18 protein-coding genes are annotated in these 22,572 nt (G+C 67.0%); 3 read left to right on the forward strand and 15 right to left on the reverse strand.

All coding sequences use genetic code 11. From position 1 onward, the window contains the following. Window positions 1–98 precede the first annotated feature (98 nt). From astB to hpnI, 14 genes are all read right to left on the reverse strand, one after another. Window positions 99–1,439 carry an N-succinylarginine dihydrolase gene (gene astB / locus DPV74_RS16720; RefSeq protein WP_021163198.1) on the reverse strand — a complete coding sequence of 447 codons (1,341 nt, stop codon included), beginning with the start codon at window positions 1,437–1,439 and terminating at the stop codon, window positions 99–101. A gap of 14 nt (window positions 1,440–1,453) precedes the next feature. Next, the gene (gene astD / locus DPV74_RS16725) at window positions 1,454–2,917 is read right to left on the reverse strand and encodes a succinylglutamate-semialdehyde dehydrogenase (RefSeq protein ID WP_060086498.1); all 1,464 of its coding nucleotides are present in this window, start codon (window positions 2,915–2,917) and stop codon (window positions 1,454–1,456) included. 7 nt (window positions 2,918–2,924) lie between these two features. Then, on the reverse strand, window positions 2,925–3,959 hold the full coding sequence (astA, locus tag DPV74_RS16730; protein WP_119337593.1) for an arginine N-succinyltransferase: 1,035 nt from the start codon (window positions 3,957–3,959) through the stop codon (window positions 2,925–2,927). Further along, a complete protein-coding gene (gene aruF / locus DPV74_RS16735; protein ID WP_059498074.1) occupies window positions 3,956–5,008 on the reverse strand; it encodes an arginine/ornithine succinyltransferase subunit alpha in 1,053 nt (350 codons plus the stop codon). The genes astA and aruF overlap by 4 nt, the downstream gene beginning before the upstream one ends. A gap of 30 nt (window positions 5,009–5,038) precedes the next feature. Next, window positions 5,039–6,271, reverse strand: a complete 1,233-nt coding sequence (locus DPV74_RS16740; RefSeq protein ID WP_027787970.1) for an aspartate aminotransferase family protein — start codon at window positions 6,269–6,271, stop codon at window positions 5,039–5,041. Between the two features lie 1,042 nt (window positions 6,272–7,313). After that, complete coding sequence (locus tag DPV74_RS16745; RefSeq protein WP_027787973.1) at window positions 7,314–8,354, reverse strand: GlxA family transcriptional regulator; 1,041 nt, start codon at window positions 8,352–8,354, stop codon at window positions 7,314–7,316. 22 nt (window positions 8,355–8,376) lie between these two features. Further along, window positions 8,377–9,177, reverse strand: coding sequence for an ABC transporter ATP-binding protein (locus DPV74_RS16750; protein ID WP_021163192.1), 801 nt, complete (start codon window positions 9,175–9,177; stop codon window positions 8,377–8,379). Window positions 9,178–9,197: 20 nt separating this feature from the next. Then, on the reverse strand, window positions 9,198–9,911 hold the full coding sequence (locus DPV74_RS16755; RefSeq protein ID WP_011351456.1) for an ABC transporter permease: 714 nt from the start codon (window positions 9,909–9,911) through the stop codon (window positions 9,198–9,200). Further along, complete coding sequence (locus DPV74_RS16760) at window positions 9,908–10,597, reverse strand: ABC transporter permease (protein WP_021163190.1); 690 nt, start codon at window positions 10,595–10,597, stop codon at window positions 9,908–9,910. The genes DPV74_RS16755 and DPV74_RS16760 overlap by 4 nt, the downstream gene beginning before the upstream one ends. A gap of 273 nt (window positions 10,598–10,870) precedes the next feature. Beyond that, window positions 10,871–11,428 (reverse strand): lipoprotein, encoded by a 558-nt coding sequence (locus tag DPV74_RS16765; protein WP_021163189.1) that lies wholly within the window; start codon window positions 11,426–11,428, stop codon window positions 10,871–10,873. 87 nt (window positions 11,429–11,515) lie between these two features. After that, the gene (locus DPV74_RS16770; protein ID WP_119337594.1) at window positions 11,516–12,559 is read right to left on the reverse strand and encodes an HpnL family protein; all 1,044 of its coding nucleotides are present in this window, start codon (window positions 12,557–12,559) and stop codon (window positions 11,516–11,518) included. Continuing rightward, a complete protein-coding gene (gene hpnK, locus DPV74_RS16775) occupies window positions 12,556–13,440 on the reverse strand; it encodes a hopanoid biosynthesis-associated protein HpnK (RefSeq protein ID WP_119337595.1) in 885 nt (294 codons plus the stop codon). Before hpnK ends, DPV74_RS16770 begins: the two co-directional genes overlap by 4 nt. A 3-nt stretch (window positions 13,441–13,443) precedes the next feature. Next, window positions 13,444–14,886 carry a hopanoid biosynthesis associated radical SAM protein HpnJ gene (gene hpnJ, locus DPV74_RS16780; protein ID WP_311768753.1) on the reverse strand — a complete coding sequence of 481 codons (1,443 nt, stop codon included), beginning with the start codon at window positions 14,884–14,886 and terminating at the stop codon, window positions 13,444–13,446. A 136-nt stretch (window positions 14,887–15,022) separates the two neighbouring features. Beyond that, complete coding sequence (gene hpnI / locus DPV74_RS16785) at window positions 15,023–16,198, reverse strand: bacteriohopanetetrol glucosamine biosynthesis glycosyltransferase HpnI (RefSeq protein WP_027787977.1); 1,176 nt, start codon at window positions 16,196–16,198, stop codon at window positions 15,023–15,025. Between the two features lie 640 nt (window positions 16,199–16,838). On the opposite strand from hpnI, the gene DPV74_RS16790 reads away from it, so the two are divergent. Further along, complete coding sequence (locus tag DPV74_RS16790) at window positions 16,839–17,837, forward strand: LLM class flavin-dependent oxidoreductase (RefSeq protein WP_059695471.1); 999 nt, start codon at window positions 16,839–16,841, stop codon at window positions 17,835–17,837. A gap of 27 nt (window positions 17,838–17,864) precedes the next feature. On the opposite strand, the gene DPV74_RS16795 is transcribed toward DPV74_RS16790, so the two are convergent. After that, entirely contained in the window at window positions 17,865–18,926 is a 1,062-nt protein-coding gene (locus DPV74_RS16795; protein WP_119337596.1) for an alpha/beta fold hydrolase, read from the reverse strand. A 173-nt stretch (window positions 18,927–19,099) separates the two neighbouring features. Between DPV74_RS16795 and pdxY the strand changes: the two genes are divergently transcribed. Further along, window positions 19,100–19,960, forward strand: coding sequence for a pyridoxal kinase PdxY (gene pdxY, locus DPV74_RS16800; protein WP_027787980.1), 861 nt, complete (start codon window positions 19,100–19,102; stop codon window positions 19,958–19,960). A 319-nt stretch (window positions 19,961–20,279) separates the two neighbouring features. Next, a complete protein-coding gene (locus DPV74_RS16805) occupies window positions 20,280–22,424 on the forward strand; it encodes a phosphocholine-specific phospholipase C (RefSeq protein ID WP_119337597.1) in 2,145 nt (714 codons plus the stop codon). The last annotated feature ends 148 nt before the right edge of the window (window positions 22,425–22,572 follow it).

The following is a 22,572-nucleotide window of genomic DNA, read 5'->3' on the forward strand; positions in this document are numbered from 1 at the left end:
CGCCGGCCGCGCAGGTGCCGTCCGTCGCGGACGGCGCGCTACCGGCCAGCGTGAACGCGAGGAAGTCGTCGAGCAGCGCGTTGGCCGGCATCCGTGCCTCAGCGCTGGAAGTCATACAGCGAACCGACGCGCAGGATCTGCGTGAGCTCGTCGAGCGCCGTGCGCGATTCGTCGAGCAGCGCCGGATCGGCGAGGTCTTCGGGTGCGAGACGATCGCGGTAGTGCCGGTCGATCCACGTGTCGAGCGACGTGAACAGCGTGTCGTTGATCCACACGTTCGACGTGACGGCCGCGCGTTCCGCGTCGTTCAGCACGACACGCAGGCGCAGGCAGGCGGGGCCGCCGCCGTTCTTCATGCTTTCGCGCAGGTCGAACACGAGCACGTCGTGAATCGGGCCGTTGCCGGCCGCGAGTTCGTCGAGATAAGCCGCGACGTTCCCGTTCTCGCGGCATTCCTGCGGCACGACGAGCACTTGCGAGCCGTCCGCGCGCGACAGCAGCTGGCTGTTGAACAGATACGACGTGACTGCGTCGTTCACGCTCACGGCCGCCTCGGGCACCTCGATCACGTTCAGGCGCGCGCCGCGTGCGTCGAGCGCGGCGGTCAGCGTGTCGTAGATCGCCTGCTTGTTGACGAACGCGCGCTCGTGCGTGAACAGCGTGTCGCGGTTGCCGACCGAGATCACGTCGTTGTGGAACACGCCCGCGTCGATCACGTCCGGGTCCTGCTGCGCATACACCGTCGCCTCCTCGGCAAGCCCGTGGCGATGCGCGACCGCGCGGCTCGCCTCGAACGTCTGGCGTGCCGGGAAGCGCTTCGGCTCGGGGCCGCGGCGATATTCCGCGCGGCCGTACACGAAGAACTCGATGCCCGGCTTGCCGTATTCGGCACAGAAGCGCGTGTGGTTCGCCGCGCCTTCGTCGCCGAGTGCCGGCGTGCCGGTCAGCGCTTCGTGCACCGCGAAGTGCGCCGGATCGGCGAACAGCGTCGACAGCGTGCGGCGCGTCGCTTCGTGTTCGATCGCGCGATGCAGCTTGCTGCACAGGTTCGCCGGCGTGAAGTGCACGCGGCCGTCGCTCGTGTCGGCCGACGGGCTGACGGTGGCCGCGTTCGCGGTCCACATCGCCGATGCCGAGCTCGCGGCGGCGAGCAGTTCGGGCGCCTGCTTCGCGGCCTTCGCGATCACGTCCGCGTCCTTGCCCGAGAAGCCGAGCTCGCGCAACAGGCGCAGCGACGGCCGCTCCTGCGGCGGCAGCACGCCTTGCGCGAAGCCGAGATCCGCGAGCTGCTTCATCTTGCGCAGCCCCTGCTTCGCGGCGGCCTTCGGGTTCGCGGCCGACTTCTCGTTGTTGAGCGACGCCACGTTGCCGAACGACAGGCCCGCGTAGTTGTGGGTCGGGCCGACGAGCCCGTCGAAATTGGCTTCTTGTGCGTTCATCGTCGTTCCCTCGATCAGAAGTGCAGGCCCGGCGACAGGCTCGCGGGCAAAGTCAGTTGCGTGCTTTCCACCGACGCCATCGGATACGCGCAATAGTCGGCCGCGTAGTACGCGCTCGGGCGATGGTTGCCCGAGCGGCCGGTGCCGCCGAACGGCGCGGCGGACGATGCGCCGTTGGTCGGACGGTTCCAGTTGACGATCCCCGCACGGATCGTGCGGCGGAAGTGGTCCCATGCGTTCGCGTCGTCGGCCAGCAGGCCGGCGGACAGGCCGAACGCCGTGTCGTTCGCGCGCTCGATCGCTTCGTCGAACGTCGCGTAGCGGATGATCTGCGCGAGCGGGCCGAAGTGTTCTTCGTCGGGCAGGTTCGCCACGCCCGTCACGTCGACGATCGCCGCGTTCACGAAGCCCAGGCGCGGATCGCGCTGCGTCATCGCGATGATCGGCTTCGCGCCCTGCTCGATCAGGCGCGACTGCGCGTCAACGAGCTTCGCGGCCGCGCGCGCCGAGATCACCGCGCCCATGAACGGCTGCGGATCGGCGTCGAACACGTCGGCCGTGATCTTCGACGTGACGTCGGCGAAGCGTGCGAGGAAGCGGTCGCCGAACGCGCCCTGCGGCACGAAGATGCGGCGCGCGCACGTGCAGCGCTGGCCGGCCGACAGGAACGCCGACTGGATCGTGTGATGGACGGCCGCGTCGATGTCCTCGACTTCACCGATCACGAGCGGATTGTTGCCGCCCATCTCGAGCGCGAGCACGATTTCCGGACGGCCGCCGAACTGCCGGTGCAGCAGCGTGCCGGTATCCGAGCTGCCGGTGAAGAACAGCCCGTCGATCTGCCGGTGATTCGCGAGCGCGATGCCCGTGTCCTTCTCGCCCTGCACGAGGTTCAGCACGCCGGCCGGCAGCCCGGCTTCCTGCCACACCTCGACCGTCGCGCGCGCGACGCCCGGCGCGAGCTCCGACGGCTTGAACACGACCGCGTTGCCGGCGATCAGCGCGGGCACGATATGGCCGTTCGGCAAGTGGCCGGGGAAGTTGTACGGGCCGAACACCGCGACGACACCGTGCGGGCGGTGGCGCAGCACCGCGACGCCGTCGGCCATGTCCTGGCGCTTCTCGCCGGTGCGTTCCTGGTAGGCCTGGATCGAGATACCGACCTTCGCGGCCATCGACGCGACTTCGGTGCGCGCTTCCCACAGCGGCTTGCCCGTCTCGCGGCCGATCGCGGTCGCGATCGCTTCCTTGCGTTCATTGAGCAATGCGGCGAAACGCTTGACGATCGCGCAGCGCGATTCGAAGTCGAGTGCCGACCAGCCGGCGAATGCGCGACGCGCGCTCGCGACCGCACGGTCGACGTCGGCCGCCGACGCGCTTTCGCCCTGCCATGCGATCTCGTCGGTGCCCGGGTTGCGCGAAGCGAACACGGGGCCCGAGCCTGCGACCCAGGCGCCGTCGATGAAGAGTTCCGTCATGATTCGTTTATCCCTGTTTGACTTTGAGCGGCAGCACGCGGACCGGATCGCCGGCCTTCACGTCGAGCGCGGCGGCATCGTCGGCCGACAGCACGAACGAGCCGTTCGCGACCACGCCCGGCGCGACGCCGACGCGGAAATCGGTGAGCGACGTGTTCGACACGAGCGACGTCGGCGGATGGTCGCCCTGCGCGTCGGGCACGCCGATCGCGACCGGCACGACGACGCTCTCGCGCACCGTGCGCAGGTCGTTGACGTGGCATTCGAGCACCGGGCCCGCGTCGAAGATGTCGACGTGGTTCTGGTAGCGCAGCCCTTCCGCCTCGAGCATCTTGCGGGCCGGCAGCGTGTCGCGGTGCGTGAGGCCGACCGCGTCCTGCGCGTCCTGCGGCAGCAGGTCGACATACACCGGATAGCGCGGCATCAGTTCCGCGAGGAACGACTTGCGGCCGTGCGAGCTGAGATAGTCGGCCGCGTTGAAATCGATCTGGTAGAAGTGCGAACCGACGGCACGCCAGAACGGCGACGTGCCGTCTTCGTCGAAGTGGCCGCGCAGTTCCGCGCAGATGCGTTCCGGGAAGCGTTCGCGGAACTGCGCGATGAACATGAAGCGCGAGCGCGACAGCAGGCCGCCCACGCCGCCCGTGCGATAACGCGGGCTCAGGAACAGCGAGCACACTTCCGCGTAGCCGGTCAGGTCGTGCGAGATGTTCAGCGCGTGCATGCGCGTCCACACGCCGAGCTCCTGGCTCGCATGCACGACCGTGCTCACGCGGTAGTTGTAGAACGGCTGTTCGAGGCCGACCTGCGACTCGATCCCGCATACGCCCGCGATGTCGCCCGTCGCCGAATCCTCCATCACGAAGAAGTAGCCGGCTTCGCCGGCCGCTGCCTCGCCCTCGAGCGTGCGGCGCGTGCGCTCGATGCGCGCGGCGAGCGCGTCGCGGTCGGGCTTGAACGTGGTCAGGCCCGGCCCGGTTTCCTTCGCGAGCGACACGAGCGCGTCGACGTCGCCCGTTTGTACGACCCGAACGACGATCATGCTGCGTCTCCCTTCAAATCTTCATCGTCGCGGCGGTGCAGTGGCACGCAGCGCACGACATCGCCATCCTTCACATCGAGTGCCGCGCGCACGTCGCCGGCGAGCGGTGCGTCAGCCGCATCGCCCGGCAGGTCGGCCAGCACGCAGCGGAACGATTCGCCGCTGCCCGTCGACACCATGTACGCAACGTCGCCCTGCTGGTGCGCGGCCTCGCGCACGACACGCTCCGTGCCGTGCTTCACGCACGCGGTGCGGTCGACCTGCGCGGTGAGCACCGGGCCCGCGTCGAAGATGTCGACGAAGCGGTCTGGCTCGAAGCCTTCCTCGAGATGGATGTCGTAGGCGAGCAGTGCCGATTCGTTCGGCTCGCCGAGCACGCGCTGCGCGGCTTCCGGCAGCAGCGGCACGTAGAGCGGATACGCCGGCATCACTTCCGCGATGAAGGTGCGGCTGCGGCCGCCCGACGCGATGTCGACGTCGGTGAAGTTGCGGCCGAAGAACTTGCGGCCCACCGCTTCCCAGAACGGCGACGCGCCCGTGTCGTCGCTCACGCCGAGCAGCAGCGTGAACACTTCCGGCGTGAAGCGGCGGCGGTTCGCGGCGATGTACATCATCCGGGCGCGCGAGATCAGGTGCGCGGCCGCGTCGCCGCGCAGCGACGGATCGACGTAGAAGCCCGCGAGCCGGCTCTTGCCGGTCAGCTCGTGCGACATCGTGAGCGCGTGGATCTTGCGGTTCACGTGCAGCTCGCGCGACGCGTGGATCAAGGCGTCGTTGCGGAACGCGTAGAACGGCTCCGAGTAACCGGCCGCGGCCACGATGCTCGCCGTGCCGAGCAGCTTGCCCGTCGACGAATCCTCGAGCACGAAGAGGTAGAACTCCTCGCCGGCGAAGTCGACGTCCGCGCGAAACGAATCCTCCGAGAGCGCCACGCGCGCTTCGAGCGCCGCGCGGTCGTGCGGCAGCGAGTGCAGGACCGGTTGCGCGGTGCGCGCCATGTGCGCGAGCGCATCGAGATCCGTGAGTTTGCCGGGGCGAACAAATAGCATCGTCGTTCCTGTCTGCGATGGGTGCGCCGATCAGCGCGCGGTGGCTTCCTGGGCGGCGAGCACTTGTTCGACGGCCTTCTCGAAGCGCTTGACGCCTTCGTCGAGCAGGTCGAACGGGATCACCAGCGACGGGACGAAGCGCAGCACGTTCGGGCCGGCGATCAGCATGATCAGGCCGTTTTCTGCTGCCGCGGTGACGAAGTCCTTCGCGCGGCCATCGAATGCGGCAGTGAGTTCCGCGCCGACGAGCAGGCCCTTGCCGCGCACGTCCTTGAAGATGCCGAAGCGTGCGTTGATGCGCTCGAGCGCGCCCTTCAGGCGCACGCTGCGTTCGCGCACGCCTTCGAGCAGTGCCGGGTCGCCGATCAGTTCGACGACCTTGTCGGCAATCGCCGATGCGAGCGGGTTGCCGCCGTACGTCGTGCCGTGCACGCCGACCTTGAAGTGCGCGGCCAGTTCGTTGGTCGTCAGCATCGCGCCGATCGGGAAGCCGTTGCCGAGCGCCTTGGCGGTCGTGAGGATGTCCGGCGTGACGCCCGTGTCCATGTACGCGTAGAACTGGCCCGTGCGGCCGACGCCCGTTTGCACTTCGTCGAAGATCAGCAGCGCGTCGTTCGCGTCACAGGCTTCGCGCAGTGCCTTCAGGAATGCCGGATCGGCCGGGATCACGCCGCCTTCGCCTTGCACGGGCTCGACGATCACTGCGCAGGTTTGCGGGCCGATCGCGGCCTTCGCGGCTTCGATGTCGTTGTACGGCAGATGCGTGATGCCGGCCGGCACGGGGCCGAAGCCTTCCGAGTACTTCGGCTGGCCGCCGACGCTGACCGTGAAGAACGTGCGGCCGTGGAACGACTGCACGAACGAGATGATTTCCACCTTGTCGGCGCCGTGGCGGTCGAACGCGACGCGGCGCGCGAGTTTCAGGGCGGCTTCGTTCGCTTCCGCGCCCGAGTTCGCGAAGAACGCGCGGTCGGCGAAGGTCAGCGATTCGAGGCGCTTGGCGAGGCGCAGCACCGGCTCGTTCGTGTAGCCGTTGCCGATGTGCCAGAGCTTGCGGCTTTGTTCGTCCAGGACTTTCAGCAGTTCCGGGTGGCCGTGGCCGAGCGACGTCACCGCGATGCCGCACGCGAAATCGATGTACTCGCGGCCGGCCGTGTCCCACACGCGGGAGCCCTCTGCGCGATCCGGCACGAACGGCGCGGGAGAAAATACCGGCACCATCACTTCATCGAATGTCTGGCGGGTCACGGTCGAGGTCGTCATGGTCGTTCCTTTCGGTTTCGTAAGAGGGTTCAACAGGATCAAGTTTAGGTAAGGGTGACGCAAGCGTCTTGCGGAATTGCGACGGGTTCTATCGGAAGCGGATAGTGCGCTTTATTTTGCCCTCTCTCTCCGGGCGGGGGGCGTGGAAGCTTGTCTGGTTTTGGGGCTTGTGGGTCGTGTGCTTGCCTTTGTCGTGAAGCACCTGTGAGCTTGTCGGTCTATTAGCGTCGCCCCTGCGCGGGGCGGCGGTTACTTTTCTTTGTCTTGCCAAAGAAAAGTAACCAAAAGAAAGGCGCTGGGAAAACGCATGACTTCCCGGTGCCATGGTTCCCGGAGTGGACACCGCCTAAGTGTCCGCGCCAGTCAGGAACGCGGGGTGGTTCGAGCAATGGTTCTGACGCCACTCCCTACCCAACAGAGCGGTATACCGCCCGCTAGCTCCATCCTCGCTTCGCTCGGCTGCAAGGTACCTCCCGTCGCGTTTCATGCTCTCGCTGCTTCTGCCCGCGCTGATCAGCAGATCGGACACTCTCTTTGCTCACACCATTCGTACCTGTCGGACTGCTTGTCATCGGTACGTGTTTGATACCGTCGGTGGCCGTGTGTTTTCGTGATGGGTCGCTGAGTCCCTTTTTCCTTGTGAATGAGGGTGTGCCCTTGATTTGCTGAGTTCGGGGTACTTGCGCGTGCGATTGCCGGGAGGATTGACCTTATGCGCTGCTGGAGGGGGTGTACCTGTCGGCCGAGCGAAGCGAGGGCGGAGCTGGCGGGTGGTATACCGCTCTGTTGGGTAGGGAGTGGCGTCAGAACCATTGCTCGAACCACTCCGTGTTCCAGACTGGCGCGGACACTTAGGCGGTGTCCACTCCGGGAACCACGGCACCGGGAAGTCATGCGTTTTCCCAGCGCCTTTCTTTTGGTTACTTTTCTTTGGCAAGACAAAGAAAAGTAACCGCCGCCCCGCGCAGGGGCGACGCTAATAGACCGACAAGCTCACAGGTGCTTCACGACAAAAGCAAGCGCACTGCAAAAAAACCTGAAATCAATCCTTCCCACGCTCGACGAGCGCCCCACCCCGCGGTTCACTGCCCCCCCCGGTCTGCTTCTCGAGCCACGCTCGCCGATCCTCCCGAGGCGTGACCCCGAACCTCTCGCGGTACGCGTTGGAAAAATGCGCAGCAGAAGAAAACCCACAGGCGAGGCTAACCTGCACAACCGACTTGCTGGTCCGCTGCAACTGAGTCCGGGCCTTGAGCAACCGGAGGTTGAGGTAATACTTCGAGGGCATCGCCCCGAGATACTGTCGAAAGAGCCGCTCGAGCTGCCGGCGTGAAACGCCGACGAGTTCGGCGATCTCGTCGGTCGTCAACGGATCCTCGACATTGGCTTCCATGAGCAGCAACGCATCGTTCAACCGAGGATGCCGCTCGCCCGGCGCAGTCACAAAAGGAATCCGCTGCCGCTCTTCGCCGCTCCGCAAAGTCCCGACCCCGAGTGCATCGGCAATCCGCTCCGCGAGGTCCGCCCCATGTTCCCTGCCAATCATGGCCAGCATGAAATCCACGGTAGCCTGCCCGCCCGCGCACGTCGCGCGGTCCCGGTCGATCTCGAAGATCTGCTGCGTGACGATCGACCGCTCGAACTGTTCGGCGAACTGCTGATACGTCTCCCAGTTCACGCTCACCCGGTACCCGGAAAGCTGCCCGGCCATCGCAAGCCACCACACGCCGTGATGAATTCCGGTCACGAGCGGCGTGCGCTGCCCGACCCGCGCGAGACTCGCGAGAAACAACCGATAGTCGGCAAACTGCTGAAACCGCTCCGACACGACGATGACCCAGTCGCACGCGATCGCATCGTTGAACGCCGCATCGGCATGCCACTGCGCGCCGCCGGCAAGCGGCACGGGCCGCCCGTCCCACGAACACACCTGCCAGCGATACAGCAGCCGCCCGTCGATCTCGTTCGCGAGGTTCAGCGCATCGACGATCGGACCCACGCCCGACATCGACACGGGCGGCAATGCAACGATCGCCACCTGCATCGTGCGGGTGGCGCCTGCGGGACGAGACACCGGTACCACGTATGAAACCCGCCCTGTCGCGTTACTTGAGACTGCCTGACAGGAACTGCTTCAGGCGCTCGCTCTGCGGGCGTACCAGCACTTCCTTCGGATCGCCCTCTTCCTCGGTCCGCCCCTGATGCAGGAACATCACATGATTCGACACGTTGCGCGCGAAACCCATCTCGTGCGTGACGACGATCATCGTGCGGCCTTCCTCGGCCAGCTTCTGCATCACCTTCAGCACTTCGCCCACCAGTTCCGGGTCGAGCGCCGACGTCGGCTCGTCGAACAGCATCACGTCAGGATGCATCGCCAGCGCGCGCGCAATCGCCACGCGCTGCTGCTGGCCACCGGAAAGATGCGACGGATACTGCTTCTCGACGCGCGGCGGCAAGCCGACCTTCTCCAGGTACTCGCGCGCACGCTCCTCGGCTTCCTTCTTCGAAATGCCGAGCACGTGCACCGGCGCTTCCATCACGTTCTCGAGCACGTTCATGTGCGCCCAGAGGTTGAAGTGCTGGAACACCATCGCGAGCTTCGTGCGGATGCGCTGAAGCTGCTTGTGATCGGCGACTTCGAGCGCACCGGCGCGGTCGGTCTTCGTGCGCACGGTCTCGCCGTCGACGACGATCTGCCCCGCATTCGGCCGCTCGAGAAAATTGATGCAGCGCAGGAACGTGCTCTTGCCCGAGCCGCTCGCGCCGATGATGCTGATGACGTCGCCGGCCTTCGCGTTCAGCGATACGCCCTTGAGCACCTCGTTGTCGCCGTAGCGCTTGTGAATGTCGACCGCGGCAAGCTTGGTGGAAGCGGACGCGCTCGTTTGAGTGATCTCGGCCAACTGGCTCTCCTCGAAGTGAATCAATGACGGGCGGCCGCGAGATACGCGAGCCAGTGGCGCTCCGCGCGGCGAAACGCCGCGACGAGTGCGAACGATACCGCAAGATAGATCAGCGCGGCGATTCCGAACGACTGGAACGCCATGTAGGTCGCGGAATTCGCATCGCGTGCGACCTTCAGGATGTCCGGCACGGTCGCCGTGAACGCGACGGTGGTCGCGTGCAGCATCAGGATCACCTCGTTGCTGTACAGCGGCAGCGCGCGGCGCAGCGCCGACGGCAGGATCACGCGGCGGTACATCGTGAACGGCGACATCCCGTATGCCCGCGCCGCCTCGACCTCGCCGTGCGGAATCGCGCGGATCGCACCCGCGAAGATCTCGGTCGTGTACGCGCAGGTGTTCAGCGCAAACGCGAGAATCGCGCAGTTGAAGCCGCTGCGGAAGAACGCGTCGAGCAGCGAGTGCGACCGCACGAACTCGAGGCTGTACATGCCCGTGTACAGCAGCAGCAACTGCACGTAGAGCGGCGTGCCGCGGAACACGTACGTGTAGAACCGCACCGGCGTCGACACCCACTTGTTCTTCGACACGCGCGCGACCGCGAGCGGCACCGCGCACACGAAGCCGAGCGAAATCGACGCGACGAGCAGCCACAGCGTCACCGCGAGGCCGGAGAGGCGCTGGCCGTCCCAGTAAAGGAACGCCTGGCCGAATTCCTGGAGGATCTCGATCATAGTTCTGCGTGCCGCACGCCCATGGAATAACGCTTCTCGAGCTGGATCAGCACGAGGTTGGAAACGGTCGTGATCGCGAGATAGATCAGCGCCGCGACGAGGATGAAGAAGAACATGTTGAACGTGCTCTTGCCGGCGTCCTGCGCGGCCTTCACGACGTCCGCGAGACCGATGATCGACACCAGCGCGGTGGCCTTCACGAGCACCTGCCAGTTGTTGCCGATGCCCGGCAGCGCAAAACGCATCATCTGCGGAAACATGATCCGCACGAACACGCGCATCCCGCTCATCCCGTAAGCCGCACCGGCTTCGAGCTGGCCGCGCGGCACCGACAGGAACGCGCCGCGGAACGTCTCGGTGAAGTACGCGCCATAGATGAAGCCGAGCGTGAGCACGCCGGCCACGAACGGGTCGATGTCGATCTGGTCCCAGCCGACGAAGTCGGTGAACTGGTTCAGCCAGATCTGGATGCTGTAGAACAGCAGCAGCATCAGGACGAGATCGGGCACCGAGCGGATCAGCGTCGTATAACCGGTCGCGATCGCTCGCAGCACCCGGTTGTGCGACAGCTTCGCCACCGCGCCGATCAGCCCCAGCGCCACCGCAGTGGCGAGCGACAGCACCGACAGCTCGATGGTCTGCACGGTGCCGGCCCAGAGGACAGGACCAAAGCCGTAAAGGAACACGCGCGTCTCCAGAGTTGGAATGGATGCCGACGCGTCTGCCTGTCCCGCGCCGGGCTGACGCGGATAGTCGCAAGCGAAATTGATTGCCTCAAATCACCCGGCACGCGATTGCTGCGTCGCAACAATCCACCCCGTCATTTTCAACCGCGACCTACACCGCTGTTTCAAAAGGAAAAAAGCCGCTCCCTGACAACCGGATAACGGCCAGGGAAGCGGACTTTTTGCAATTTTCCGGTCGCTTTTTCGATATAGCGCCGAAGAAGACGGTCGGGCTTACCGCCCCTTCAGGATGTCGGAGCGCGAAGTCGTGTAGACGAGCCCGTCCGGGCCGAAATGGACGTTGAAGAACGCATCGGTGTTGACGCCGTCCTCGAGCCAGCGCCAGCTCCAGACCGTCTCGGGCTTGAGCGGATACTGCGCGATGTCGCCGGGCTTGCCGAGCAGGCGCCGCACCTCGTCCTCGTTCATCCCCGGGCGCACTTTCGCGAAATTCTCGGCGGTCAGCACCTGCGTCGCGCCCGTGTAGCGGCCGTTCGCATCGAGGTCGACGAACCACGTCTGGTTGCCCATCGGGCCGCGCGGGTATTCGAGACGCTTCGAGCCGTCGGTGAAGTCGCGCTCGGTCTCGGGCTTGCCCATCGTGCCGCGCACGTCGGCCTCGGTCGATTCGCCGGCCTTCAGCCCCTTCAGCAGCAGCGGCGCGGGCTTGATCGCGTTGAAGAAGTCCCTGATACGTTGCACGTCGAGGTTGCCTTGCTTGTCGTCGCAGCCGGTCAGCGCCAGCGCGGCGGCCAGCATCGTCACGGGGAGCAGCCGGAAACGGAAATTCATCGGAAGAAATGCGCGTCGAGAAAACACGCGGCAAGGATACCCGCGCGACGCCAAAAGCGCGAGACGGGCGCGCGGCCCGTCTCGTGGTCAATGCATCGTTTCGGTTTCGGATTCGGCCACGCGGCCCGTCGCGTGCGGCGCGCGCGGCACGGCCGGCGGCGCACCGATGCTGCGGCGCGTGCGCACGAGCTCGGCAAGCTGCCACGAACCGAGCGCGAGGCAGCCGAACAGCACCTCGCGGCCACGCTTGACCAGCGCGAGCGACAGCGCCGTCTCGCGGTCGACGCCGAACATCTGCGCGAGCAGCACGACGGTCGCCTCCTGCACGCCGAGGCCGCCCGGCACCATGAACGCCGCATGGCGCACGGCCTGCGTCATCGCCTCGATCGCGATCGCGCCGCCGATCGACACCGGATGGCCGAGCAGCGCGAGCGCCCAGTAGATCTCGAGCGCGCCGAGCACGTAGCCGGCCAGCTGCCAGAAGAACGCGCTGAACAACAGGCCCGTGCGCGACATCAGCGCATCGATGTCGGCATCGAGCCGCTTGCCGTCGACGCCCTGCAGCAGCCGGTGCGAATCGCCGAGCAGGCGGCCCGCGAAACGCTCGATCGCGTGGAAGATCCCGCCGCGGCGCATCAGCACGACGCCGAGCACCGGCAGCGGCAGCGTCAGCAGCAGCGCGACGCCGATCGTGCCGCCGCCCATGTTGTCCGTCGTCGCGAGCAGCAGCACGAGGCCGAGCGCGGCAAACGCGTACTGGACGACGATCGTCACGAGCACCTCGACGATCACCGACGCTGTCACGCGGCTCGCGTCGGGCACCTGCCAGCGCGCGAGCCGGATGCCAACCAGCTCGCCGCCGATCCCGACCACCGGCAGCAGCCGGTTCACGGCTTCGCGCACGGTCGCGATCCACCAGAGGAACGGCAGCGACGAGCGCCTGTCGAGCAGCAGGTGCCACGCGTAGGCGTCGAGCAGCAGCGGCAGCGCGTGGAACGGTACGAGCCACAGCAGCGCGTAACCGGCGCGCGCGAGCATCTGCGACACGTCGCCGATGCCTTCGTGCAGCCCCAGCGCCAGCAGGATGCCGATGCCGAGCGGCCAGCCGAGCCATTTGATCCACTTGATCATGACGGCTGCGCTCCCGGTGCGCGCGCCGCCTGCCCGCCGCGCCGCGACGCAGGCTGGCCGAACACGTCGGCAAAACCGCCGGTCGCGACGCCTGCGGCCTTCAGCGCGGCCGCGACGCGCGGCGACAGCAGCGCATCGAGTTCGTCCACCGGACGGTAGCCGGCCATCGTCGGCGTGATCGGGCCGTCGCCGGCCTCGGCCGGATGGCAGTAGATCTCGCCGACGCCCGGCGGCAGCTTGGCCAGCGCGTCGAGCAGCACGGCCTCGTCCATCGCGCCCGTATGCTCGATCCCGACCACGTAGTCGTTGTGCGCGAGCCCCGCCCGGTCGAGCCGCGCGCGCACGAGCGCGATCCACGGCTTGAGCAGCGCGGGCGCGCTCGCCTCGTACGGCAGCCGCACCGCGCGCAGCCCGTAGTCGCGGCCGATCTCGATGATCAGCGACAGCACGGTCGGATGCAGGTGGAAATGCTTGTGCGCGTTCACGTGGTCGAGCGGCAGGCCGCTCGCCGCGAACGCGTCGAACTGCGCGCGAATCTCGCGGCGCAGCTGCGCCCGCACGTGCGGCAGGAAGAAGAAGCGGCAGCCGTCCTTCGCCATCGCGTCGCCGAACCGCCCGTCGGGGCCGACGAGCGCGGGAATCTCATGCGCGGGCAGCGTGGCCGGCCCGTCCGCGAGCACGAGATGCAGGCCGACCGCGAGCGACGGCAGCCGCCGCGCGCGCTCGATCGCATCCGGTGCGGCGCTCGCGCCGACCATCAGGCTCGCGGCGTTCAGCACGCCGTCGCGGTGCGCGCGTTCGACTGCCGCGTTGACGCGCGGGTGCAGCCCGAAGTCGTCCGCGGTGAAGATCAGCGCCCGCGCCGCCCGCTGCGTCGCCACGGATTACGCCTCGTGCGCGCGCAGGAAGCGGAAGAACTCGACGCCTTCGCGCAGGCGGCGCTTCATCATGTCCCAGCTCGTCAGCATCTCGCGCACGATCTCCCAGATCTTCGACGGACGGAAGTAGAACTGGCGATAGAACTGCTCGAGGTGGTGATAGATCTCGTCGCGCGACAGGTGCGCGTAGCCGATCGCCGCGAGCTGCACACCTTCCTTGCTCACCAGGTTGATGGTCTTGTTCTCTTCCATCCAGCCGTTTTCCACGGCCTGCTTGTAGAGCGTCGTGCCCGGATACGGCGCGGCGAGCGAGACCTGGATCGTGTGCGGATTGATTTCCTTCGCGTACTCGATCGTCTTCTTGATGGTCTCCTGCGTCTCGCCCGGCAGGCCGAGGATGAAGGTGCCGTGGATCTTGATGCCGAGCTTCTTGCAGTCCGCGCTGAAGCGGCGCGCGAAATCGGTGCGCACGCCCTTCTTGATGTTCACGAGGATCTGGTCGTCGCCGGATTCGAAGCCGACCAGCAGCAGGCGCAGGCCGTTTTCCTTCATGATCTTGAGCGACTTGTACGGCACGTTGGCCTTCGCGTTGCACGACCACGTCATGCCGAGCTTGCCCAGGCCGATCGCGATCGCTTCGGCGCGCGGCAGGTCGTCGGTGAAGGTGTCGTCGTCGAACATCAGTTCCTTCACTTCCGGCATGTTGTCGCGGATCCACTTCGCTTCCGCGAGCACGTTCTCGACCGAGCGCGTGCGGTAGCGATGGCCGCTGACCGTCTGCGGCCACAGGCAGAACGTGCAGCGCGACTTGCAGCCGCGGCCCGTGTAGATCGACACGTACGGGTAGTTCAGGTAGCCGATGAAGTAGTTGTCGATCTTCAGGTCGCGCTTGTAGACGGGCGCGACGAACGGCAGTTCGTCCATGTTCTCGAGGATCGGACGCGCTTCGTTGTGCTCGATCGAGCCGTCCTTCGCGCGCCAGCTCAAGCCCTTGATCTCGGCGAACGGCTTGCCTTCGGCGATTTCCTTGCAGGTGTAGTCGAATTCCTCGCGGCACACGAAGTCGATCGCCTCGCTCGCCGTGAGCGAGTTGTGCGGATCGACCATCACCTTCGCGCCGACCATGCCGACCAGCATCGACGGCTTCATCTTCTTGAGATCCTGCGCGAACATCGCGTCGGTCGGGAACGACGGCGTGCTCGTGTGGATGATCACGAGGTCGTAGTCGTTGGCGATCTTCAGCGTTTCCTCGACCGACAGGCCGTCGGCCGGCGCGTCGACGACGCGGCTGCCCGGCACGAGCGCGGCCGGCTGCGCGAGCCACGTCGGATACCAGAAGGAACGGATTTCGCGCTTCGCCTGATAGCGCGAGCCGGCTCCGCCGTCGAAGCCGTCATACGAAGGGGCCTGCAAGAACAGCGTTTTCATGAATGCTCCGGTAGCCTGCATAGTTCGTTTCGTTACAACGATTCAGTCAAAAAACCGCGGGCCGCCCTGCCGGCGCCCGCCTCTCTGTCATGTCGCGCCGCGCGGCCTCGCCGCGCAGCGCGTCTCGGCCCTCGGGCCGGGTTCGACCGGAACGGCCCTAGCGGCCGTCCACTGCTTCCACGGCCGCCGTCGCGCGCTCGCCGCCGACGACCGTCATCCTCGCGCCGCGCCACACGACATGCGTGCCGAACACGGCCGCGAGCCACTCGAGTGCGAGCAGCGTGTCGCGCACCGCGACGAGCGGCAAGTCGCGCCAGAATGCGCGCCAGCCGTCCTCGCCGCGCGCGTGCAGCACGAGCCGCCCGAACGCGCCCACCACGGCCGCCCAGCCCGCCAGCGAGCCGGCGAAGGTGCCGTCGAGGCGCAGCGCGAGCGCCGCGCCGATCGCGAGCCACGGCACGGTGAACGTAATGAACAGGAACGCGAAACCGGCCGGATTCAGCGAACGGATCGTGCGCAGCCAGCGCGTCTCGCGGTGCCACAGCGGCCCGAACGACGGCTCGATCACGTCGGTCGCGACCTCGACTTCCGACAGCACGGTGCGGCGCCCGAGGCGGCGCGGCAGCTCGGCCAGCCAGAAATCGTCGGCCAGTTCGTCCTTCAGCACGGGAAAGCCGCCGATCCGGTCGAGCGTGTCGCGCGTAAGCGCGAGCGTCGCGCCGAAGCCGAAGCGGCTCGAGCGGCCGAGATGCGTGATCCGGACCGACGGCGCGAACCAGGCGTCGACGAACTGCGCGCCGATTCGCGTCCAGAACCCGCCGACGCTGCGCGCATGATACAGGCACGTGACGACGCCGACCGACACGTCGGCGAGCGGTGCCGTCACGCGCTCCAGATAATCGCGCGTCACCGCGATGTCGCTGTCCGCGATCACGATGCGGCCGTATTTCGCGCGTTCGGCGAGGTTGATCAGGTTGCTGACCTTCAGGTTCTTGCCGTGCACGCGCGCATCGATCACGAGCGTGATGTCGCACTCGGGGTAATCGGCGCGCAGCCGTTCGACCACGGCGACGGCCGGATCGGCCGCCGACGCGACGCCAAACAGTACTTCGTAACGCGGATGACGCTGCTCGCAGAACGTCGCGAGGTTTTCGTACAAGTGCGGCTCCGCGCCGCACAGCGGCTTGAGCACGCTGACCGGCTCGAAGCCGTCCCGCGCGGCCGTGCGCGGCGTACGCGGCCGCGGCGCGAACGCGGCGACGAGCGCATAGCCGGCCGCGGCCAGCGTAAAGACGATCAGGAGCCAGTCGAGCATCGTTGCGGTTGCCGTCATGCGCGACGCCTCCCGGCGACCTGAACGCCATGGAAAACGCTTGAGCGCGATTGAGCGTGATTCGGTATTCCGACAACGACGAACGCGGGCACGACCCGACTCCTTGTTCCAGCAGCGTCTGTATATGAGGGAGGCTCGCCCCATCCTTCGGGTGTGGCCATGCCCGGCTTCGCGTGGGGCACCTCCGCGCGAAACCCGGACGAGATGCGGGAAGACTCGTATGGCTACCTTCGGCACAACATGGGCAGGCGCCGGATTTTAGCAGTCTGCGGCACCCCGCGCTCGGCGCTCCGAGAAACGGACTTGTGCAATTCCGGCAAAGCTGCGCAGTCGGCGAACCATTTGAGCGCACCCGCGTTCACGTTAGCGTAAGCGGTTTGCAGGCGTATTGCAGTCTTGAAAATCAATCGTTTCGTGCAAATTTGTACGTCGATGCGGATTCACATCCAATCGCCGTAAAGATTGGTAATTAATCGTCGATTGGATTGATTTTTGCAACGATCGCCGGATTCAGCCTTGCACCCCTGAAAGGCGCATGGGTATCGCGCCGCCCTCAGCAGGTTCCGGAACCCTTTGGCAAAATCCCTGGCATTTGTTGCGTAAGCACATCACCCCGCCCCCCCTGTTCGAAGGCCAACCGATGACTCCGTTTTCCGTACTCGATCTCGCCCCCATTCCAGCCGGCGCCGACGCCTCCCAGGCTTTCCGCAATACCGTCGATCTCGCGCAGCACGCGGAACGCTGGGGTTACCGGCGCTACTGGCTCGCCGAGCATCACAACATGCCCGGCATCGCGAGCGCGGCAACGGCCGTCGTGATCGGCCATGTCGCGGGCGCCACGCAGACGATCCGCGTCGGGTCGGGCGGCATCATGCTGCCGAACCACGCGCCGCTCGTGATCGCCGAGCAGTTCGGCACACTCGCGTCGCTGTATCCGGGGCGCATCGACCTCGGCCTCGGCCGCGCGCCCGGCACCGACCAGACCACGTCGCGCGCGCTGCGCCGCGACCTGATCGGCAGCGCCGATTCGTTTCCGGACGATGTCGCCGAGCTGCAGCGCTACTTCGCGGAGCCGGTGCCCGGCCAGCGCGTGCGCGCGGTGCCCGGCGCGGGGCTCGACGTGCCCGTGTGGCTGCTCGGATCGAGTTTGTTCAGCGCGCAGCTGGCCGCGATGCTCGGGCTGCCGTTCGCGTTCGCGTCGCACTTCGCGCCGGATTACCTGATGCGCGCGCTCGAGATCTATCGTGCGCAGTACCGGCCGTCGGCCGCGTGGCCGAAGCCGCATGCGATGGTCGGCGTCAACGTGTTCGTCGCCGATACCGACGACGAGGCGCAGCGCCTGTTCACGTCGCTGCAGCAGCAGTTCATCAATCTGCGGCGCGGCACGCCGGGCAAGCTGCCGCCGCCCGTCGACGTGCTCGAGGCCAACGAGCTCGAGCTCGCGACCGTCGCGCATTCGCTGTCGTTCGCGGCGGTCGGCTCGCGCGACACCGTGCGCGACAAGCTGCGCGACCGCATCGCGCAGACGGGGGCCGACGAGCTGATCGTCACCGCGCAGATCTACGATCACGCGGCACGGCTGCGCTCGTTCGAACTGACCGCGCAGATCCGCGACGAGCTCGCGAGCGAGGTGCGCTGACGGCACACGCCCGCGGCCGCCCCCGCGTCACTGCGGGTGCACGGCCTCCAGCCCGTCGAGCAGCGCCTTGTGAAACGCGTCCGGGTCCTGGATCTGCGGCGCGTGCCCGAGCGCCGGGAATTCGACGAGCTGCGCGCCGGGGATCGCGGCCTGCGTCCGCTTCGCGAGTTCCGGGTAGCGGCCGAGCTTCGCATGCACGTCGGGCGGCGACACGTCCTTGCCGATCGCGGTCGTGTCCTTGTCGCCGATCATCAGCAGCGTCGACACGCGGATCGCGCCGAGTTCGTAGACCACCGGCTGCGTGAGGATCATGTCGTAGATCAGCGCGGAGTTCCAGGCGACTGCATCGCGGCCGGCGCCACGGTACATCCCGGCCAGCATCTGCACCCAGCGCTCGTACGACGGCGACCATTTGCCCGCGTAGTACGTGCCCTGCTCATAGCGGCGAATGCTGTCAGCCGTGGTCTTCTGCTCGCGCGCATACCAGTAGTCGACCGGCAGCGGCGGCACGCCGAGCGCCTTCCAGTCCTCGAGGCCGATCGGGTTCACGAGCACGAGCTGCTCCGTCGCCTTCGGATACATCAGCGCGTAGCGCATCGCGAGCATCCCGCCCGTCGAGTGGCCGACGATCGTCGCCGACTTCACCCCCACCGATTCGAGCAGCGCGTGCGTGTTGCGCGCGAGTTGCTGGAAGCTGTACTGGTAGCGATCGGGCTTCGACGACTTGCAGAAGCCGATCTGGTCCGGTGCGATCACGCGATAGCCGGCACGGCTCAGCACGCCGATCGTGTCCTCCCAGGTCGCCGCGCAGAAGTTCTTCCCGTGCAGCAGCACGACGGTGCGGCCGTTCGGGTGCGCCGGCGGCACGTCGAGATAGGCCATCTCGAGCGTTTCGCGTTGCGACACGAACGTATACACCCGCACGGGTGCCGGATAGGTGAACCCTTCCAGGCGCGGGCCGTACACGGGCCCGTCGTTGCCGGCGGGCGATGCGGCGGCCGCCGCGACAGGCATGGCGCACGCGGCGGCGACACCCGCGCCGAGCACGACGGCGCGCACGGCATACAACATCTTGCGAATCGAAAGCATGGCGATCACGGTGATTGGAGACGCACGCGGGCAGCCGGGCCGCCTCGCGCCCCGCGATTCTACGCGGTCGCGCTGACGACGGCGCGCAACACTCCGGGGCCGCGCGACTTCCGCGCGCGCGACGAACTCGGGTATCGTGTGACGTGACCCTGAAACGCGTGCAGGCGATTCCCATGAAAAACGTCCTCAGCATTCAGTCGCACGTCATCTACGGCCATGCCGGCAACAGTGCGGCCGTGTTCCCGATGCAGCGCCTCGGCGTCAACGTCTGGCCGCTCAATACCGTCCAGTTGTCGAATCACATGCAGTACGGCCATTGGGCGGGCAGCGCGATCGATGCCGCGAAGATGGAGCAGCTCGTCGACGGCATCGCCGCGATCGGCGCGCTCAAGCGCTGCGACGCCGTGCTGTCCGGCTTCCTCGGCTCGCCGCCGCAGGCCCGCGCGGCCGTCGAGATCGTCCGCTCGGTGAAGGCGATGAACCCGAACGCGTGGTACTTCTGCGATCCGGCGATGGGCCAGACGGGCGGCATCCGGCCCGAACCCGGCGTCGAGGAATTCATGGTCCAGGAAATGCCGGCGCTCGCCGACGGCATGTCGCCGAACCACACCGAACTGCAGAAGCTGGTGGGGCGGCGCATCGAAACCGTGGCCGAAGCCGTCGAAGCATGCCGCGCGCTGATCCGGCGCGGCCCGCAAATCATCCTCGTCAAGCACCTGCACGACCGCAACAGCCCGGCCGATCGCTTCAACATGCTCGCCGTCACCGAAACCGAGGCATGGATCGGCCAGCGCCCGCTGTACGCGTTTCCGCGCCATCCGGTCGGCGTCGGCGACCTGACCAGCGCGATCTTCGTCGCATGCCGGCTGCGCGGCGACTCCGTGCGCGCCGCGTTCGAGCACACGCTCGCAGCCGTGCATGCGGTCGTGAAGGCGACCTACGATGCACGCCGCTACGAGCTCGAACTCGTCGCCGCGCAGGACGAGATCGCACGCCCGAGCGAATGGTTCGGCGCGTGGGTGACGGACGCCTGACGTACCGGCATCGCCCGCCGCTTCAGCGGCGCGCGTCCCGCGCTTTTCCGTTGTCCTGCTGTCCTGCTTTCCTACTTTCCTGTTGTCCCGCTTTCCCGCTCTACCCCCTGCATCACCACGACCGTTCGCGATATGCCCCGACGCAGCGTCGATATCGCTTCGACGCGGATGCAAACGTTTCCGGACTTCACATGAATGACACTGATTCCTCGCTATGCTCGCGGCGGCACCACCCGGCGCAGCCGCATCCTGCGACCCGAGTGCGCCCTTTCAGCAAGTCCCGCCAATCGGCTCTCCCTTTTACCCCACGATAACGACCATGACCCGATCGAACCGTCGTGACTTCCTGCGCGTCGCTGCCGGCACCGCCGGCGCCGCCGCGCTGAACCTGTTCCCGCCCGTGATCCGCGATGCGCTCGCGATTCCCGCGAACCGCCGCACCGGCACCATCCGCGATATCAAACACATCGTGATCCTGATGCAGGAGAACCGCTCGTTCGACCACTACTTCGGCACGATGCGCGGTGTCCGCGGCTTCGGTGACCCGCGCCCGCTGCGCCTCGCGAACGGCAAGTCGGTGTTCCACCAGCCGGTCGGCCCGGCCGAGCTGCTGCCGTTCCATCCGGGCGCGGACAAGCTCGGCCTGCAATTCCTGCAGGACCTGCCGCACGGCTGGCAGGACATGCACGCGGCATGGAACAAGGGCCGCTACGACCAGTGGGTGCCGAACAAGGGCACCACGACGATGGCGTACCTGAAGCGCGACGACATCCCGTTCCACTACCAGCTCGCCGACGCGTTCACGATCTGCGACGCGTACCACTGCGCGATCCCGAGCTCGACCGACCCGAACCGCTACTACATGTGGACGGGCTACGTCGGCAACGACGGCACGGGCGGCGGCCCGGTGCTCGGCAACGAGGAAAAGGGCTACGGCTGGACGACCTATCCGGAAGTGCTCGAACAGGCCGGCGTGTCGTGGAAGATCTACCAGGACATCGGCACGGGGCTCGACGCGAACGGCTCGTGGGGCTGGACGCAGAACCCGTACATCGGCAACTACGGCGACAACTCGCTGCTCTACTTCAACCAGTACCGCACCGCGCTGCCCGGCACGCCGCTGTACGACAAGGCACGCACCGGCACCAACATCAGCGCCGGCGGCACGCTGTTCGACATCCTGCAGCAGGACGTGAAGAACGGCACGCTGCCGCAGGTGTCGTGGATCTGCGCGCCGGAAGCGTATTCCGAGCACCCGAACTGGCCGGCGAACTACGGTGCGTGGTACATCGAGCAGGTGCTGAAGGCGCTCGTGTCGAATCCGGACGTGTGGAGCAAGACCGCGCTCTTCATCACGTACGACGAAAACGACGGCTTCTTCGACCACGTGCAGCCGCCGTTCGCGCCGCAGTCGCGCGACAACGGGCTGTCGACGGTCGCGACGACCAACGAGGTGTTCCCCGGCGACGCATCGCACATGGCCGGCCCGTACGGGCTCGGGCCGCGCGTGCCGATGCTCGTCGTGTCGCCGTGGACGAAAGGCGGCTGGGTCTGCTCGCAGACCTTCGATCACACGTCGCTGCTGCAATTCATCGAGGCGCGTTTCGGCGCGCAATACCCGGTCAAGGCGGGCAACGTGTCGCCGTGGCGCCGCGCGGTGTGCGGCGACCTGACCGCCGCGTTCGATTTCGCGACGGCCGACGCCGGCTGGCCGACGCTGCCGGATACGAGCGGCTACGCGCCGCCCGACCGCCTGCGCCACCCTGACTACATCCCCGTGCCGCCGGTGCTCCAGAAGCTGCCGAAGCAGGAGGCCGGGCTGCGGCCGGCGCGCGCGCTGCCTTACGAGCTGTTCGTGCACGGCCGCGTCGAATCGGTCAACGGCCTGTTCCGGCTGACCTTCGCGAACACGGGCCGGGCGGGCGCCGCGTTCCAGGTGCAGTCGCGCAACCGCCTCGACGGCCCGTGGGCGTACACGGTCGAAGCCGGCAAGCGGATCGCCGACACGTGGAGCGCCGCGGCGTCGCTCGGCCTGTACGACCTCGACGTGTACGGCCCGAACGGCTTCTACTGCCATTTCCGCGGCCCGTTCGCGACCGGCGTCGGCAGCGCGAACGTGAACCCCGAGGTGATCTACGGCTATGACGTCGCGAACGGCAACATCACGCTGCGCCTGATGAACCGCGGCCACAAGGCGGTGCGGCTCAAGGTCACGAACGCATACGGCCACGGCCGCGCGCGCACGTTCGATCTCGCGCCGGGCCAGCAGATCGACGACTACTGGGATCTGCGCGGCAGCCACGGCTGGTACGACCTGACCGTCAGCGACGGCCGGCTGCTCGGCTTCCTGCGCCGCTTCGCGGGCCACGTCGAGACGGGGCGCCCGAGCACCAGCGATCCGCTGATCCGCACGCACGCATCGCACGACGATGCCGAAGCCGCATCGGACGCGCTGTCCGACTGACGGCCTCACGTGAGGCGGCACGGCCCCGGCGGGCCGGGCCGCCTCCCCACGCTTCCGCTCCTCCTCTCCGCCCGCTCCGTTCGCGACGGGAAACTCCCGATACCGGCTGCCTCCGCACGCGCGGAAGCTATGCGCAAATCCGCATCGA

The sequence above is a fragment of the Burkholderia sp. HAN2018 genome, from assembly GCF_024704855.1.
GTDB classification, from domain to species: domain Bacteria; phylum Pseudomonadota; class Gammaproteobacteria; order Burkholderiales; family Burkholderiaceae; genus Burkholderia; species Burkholderia cepacia.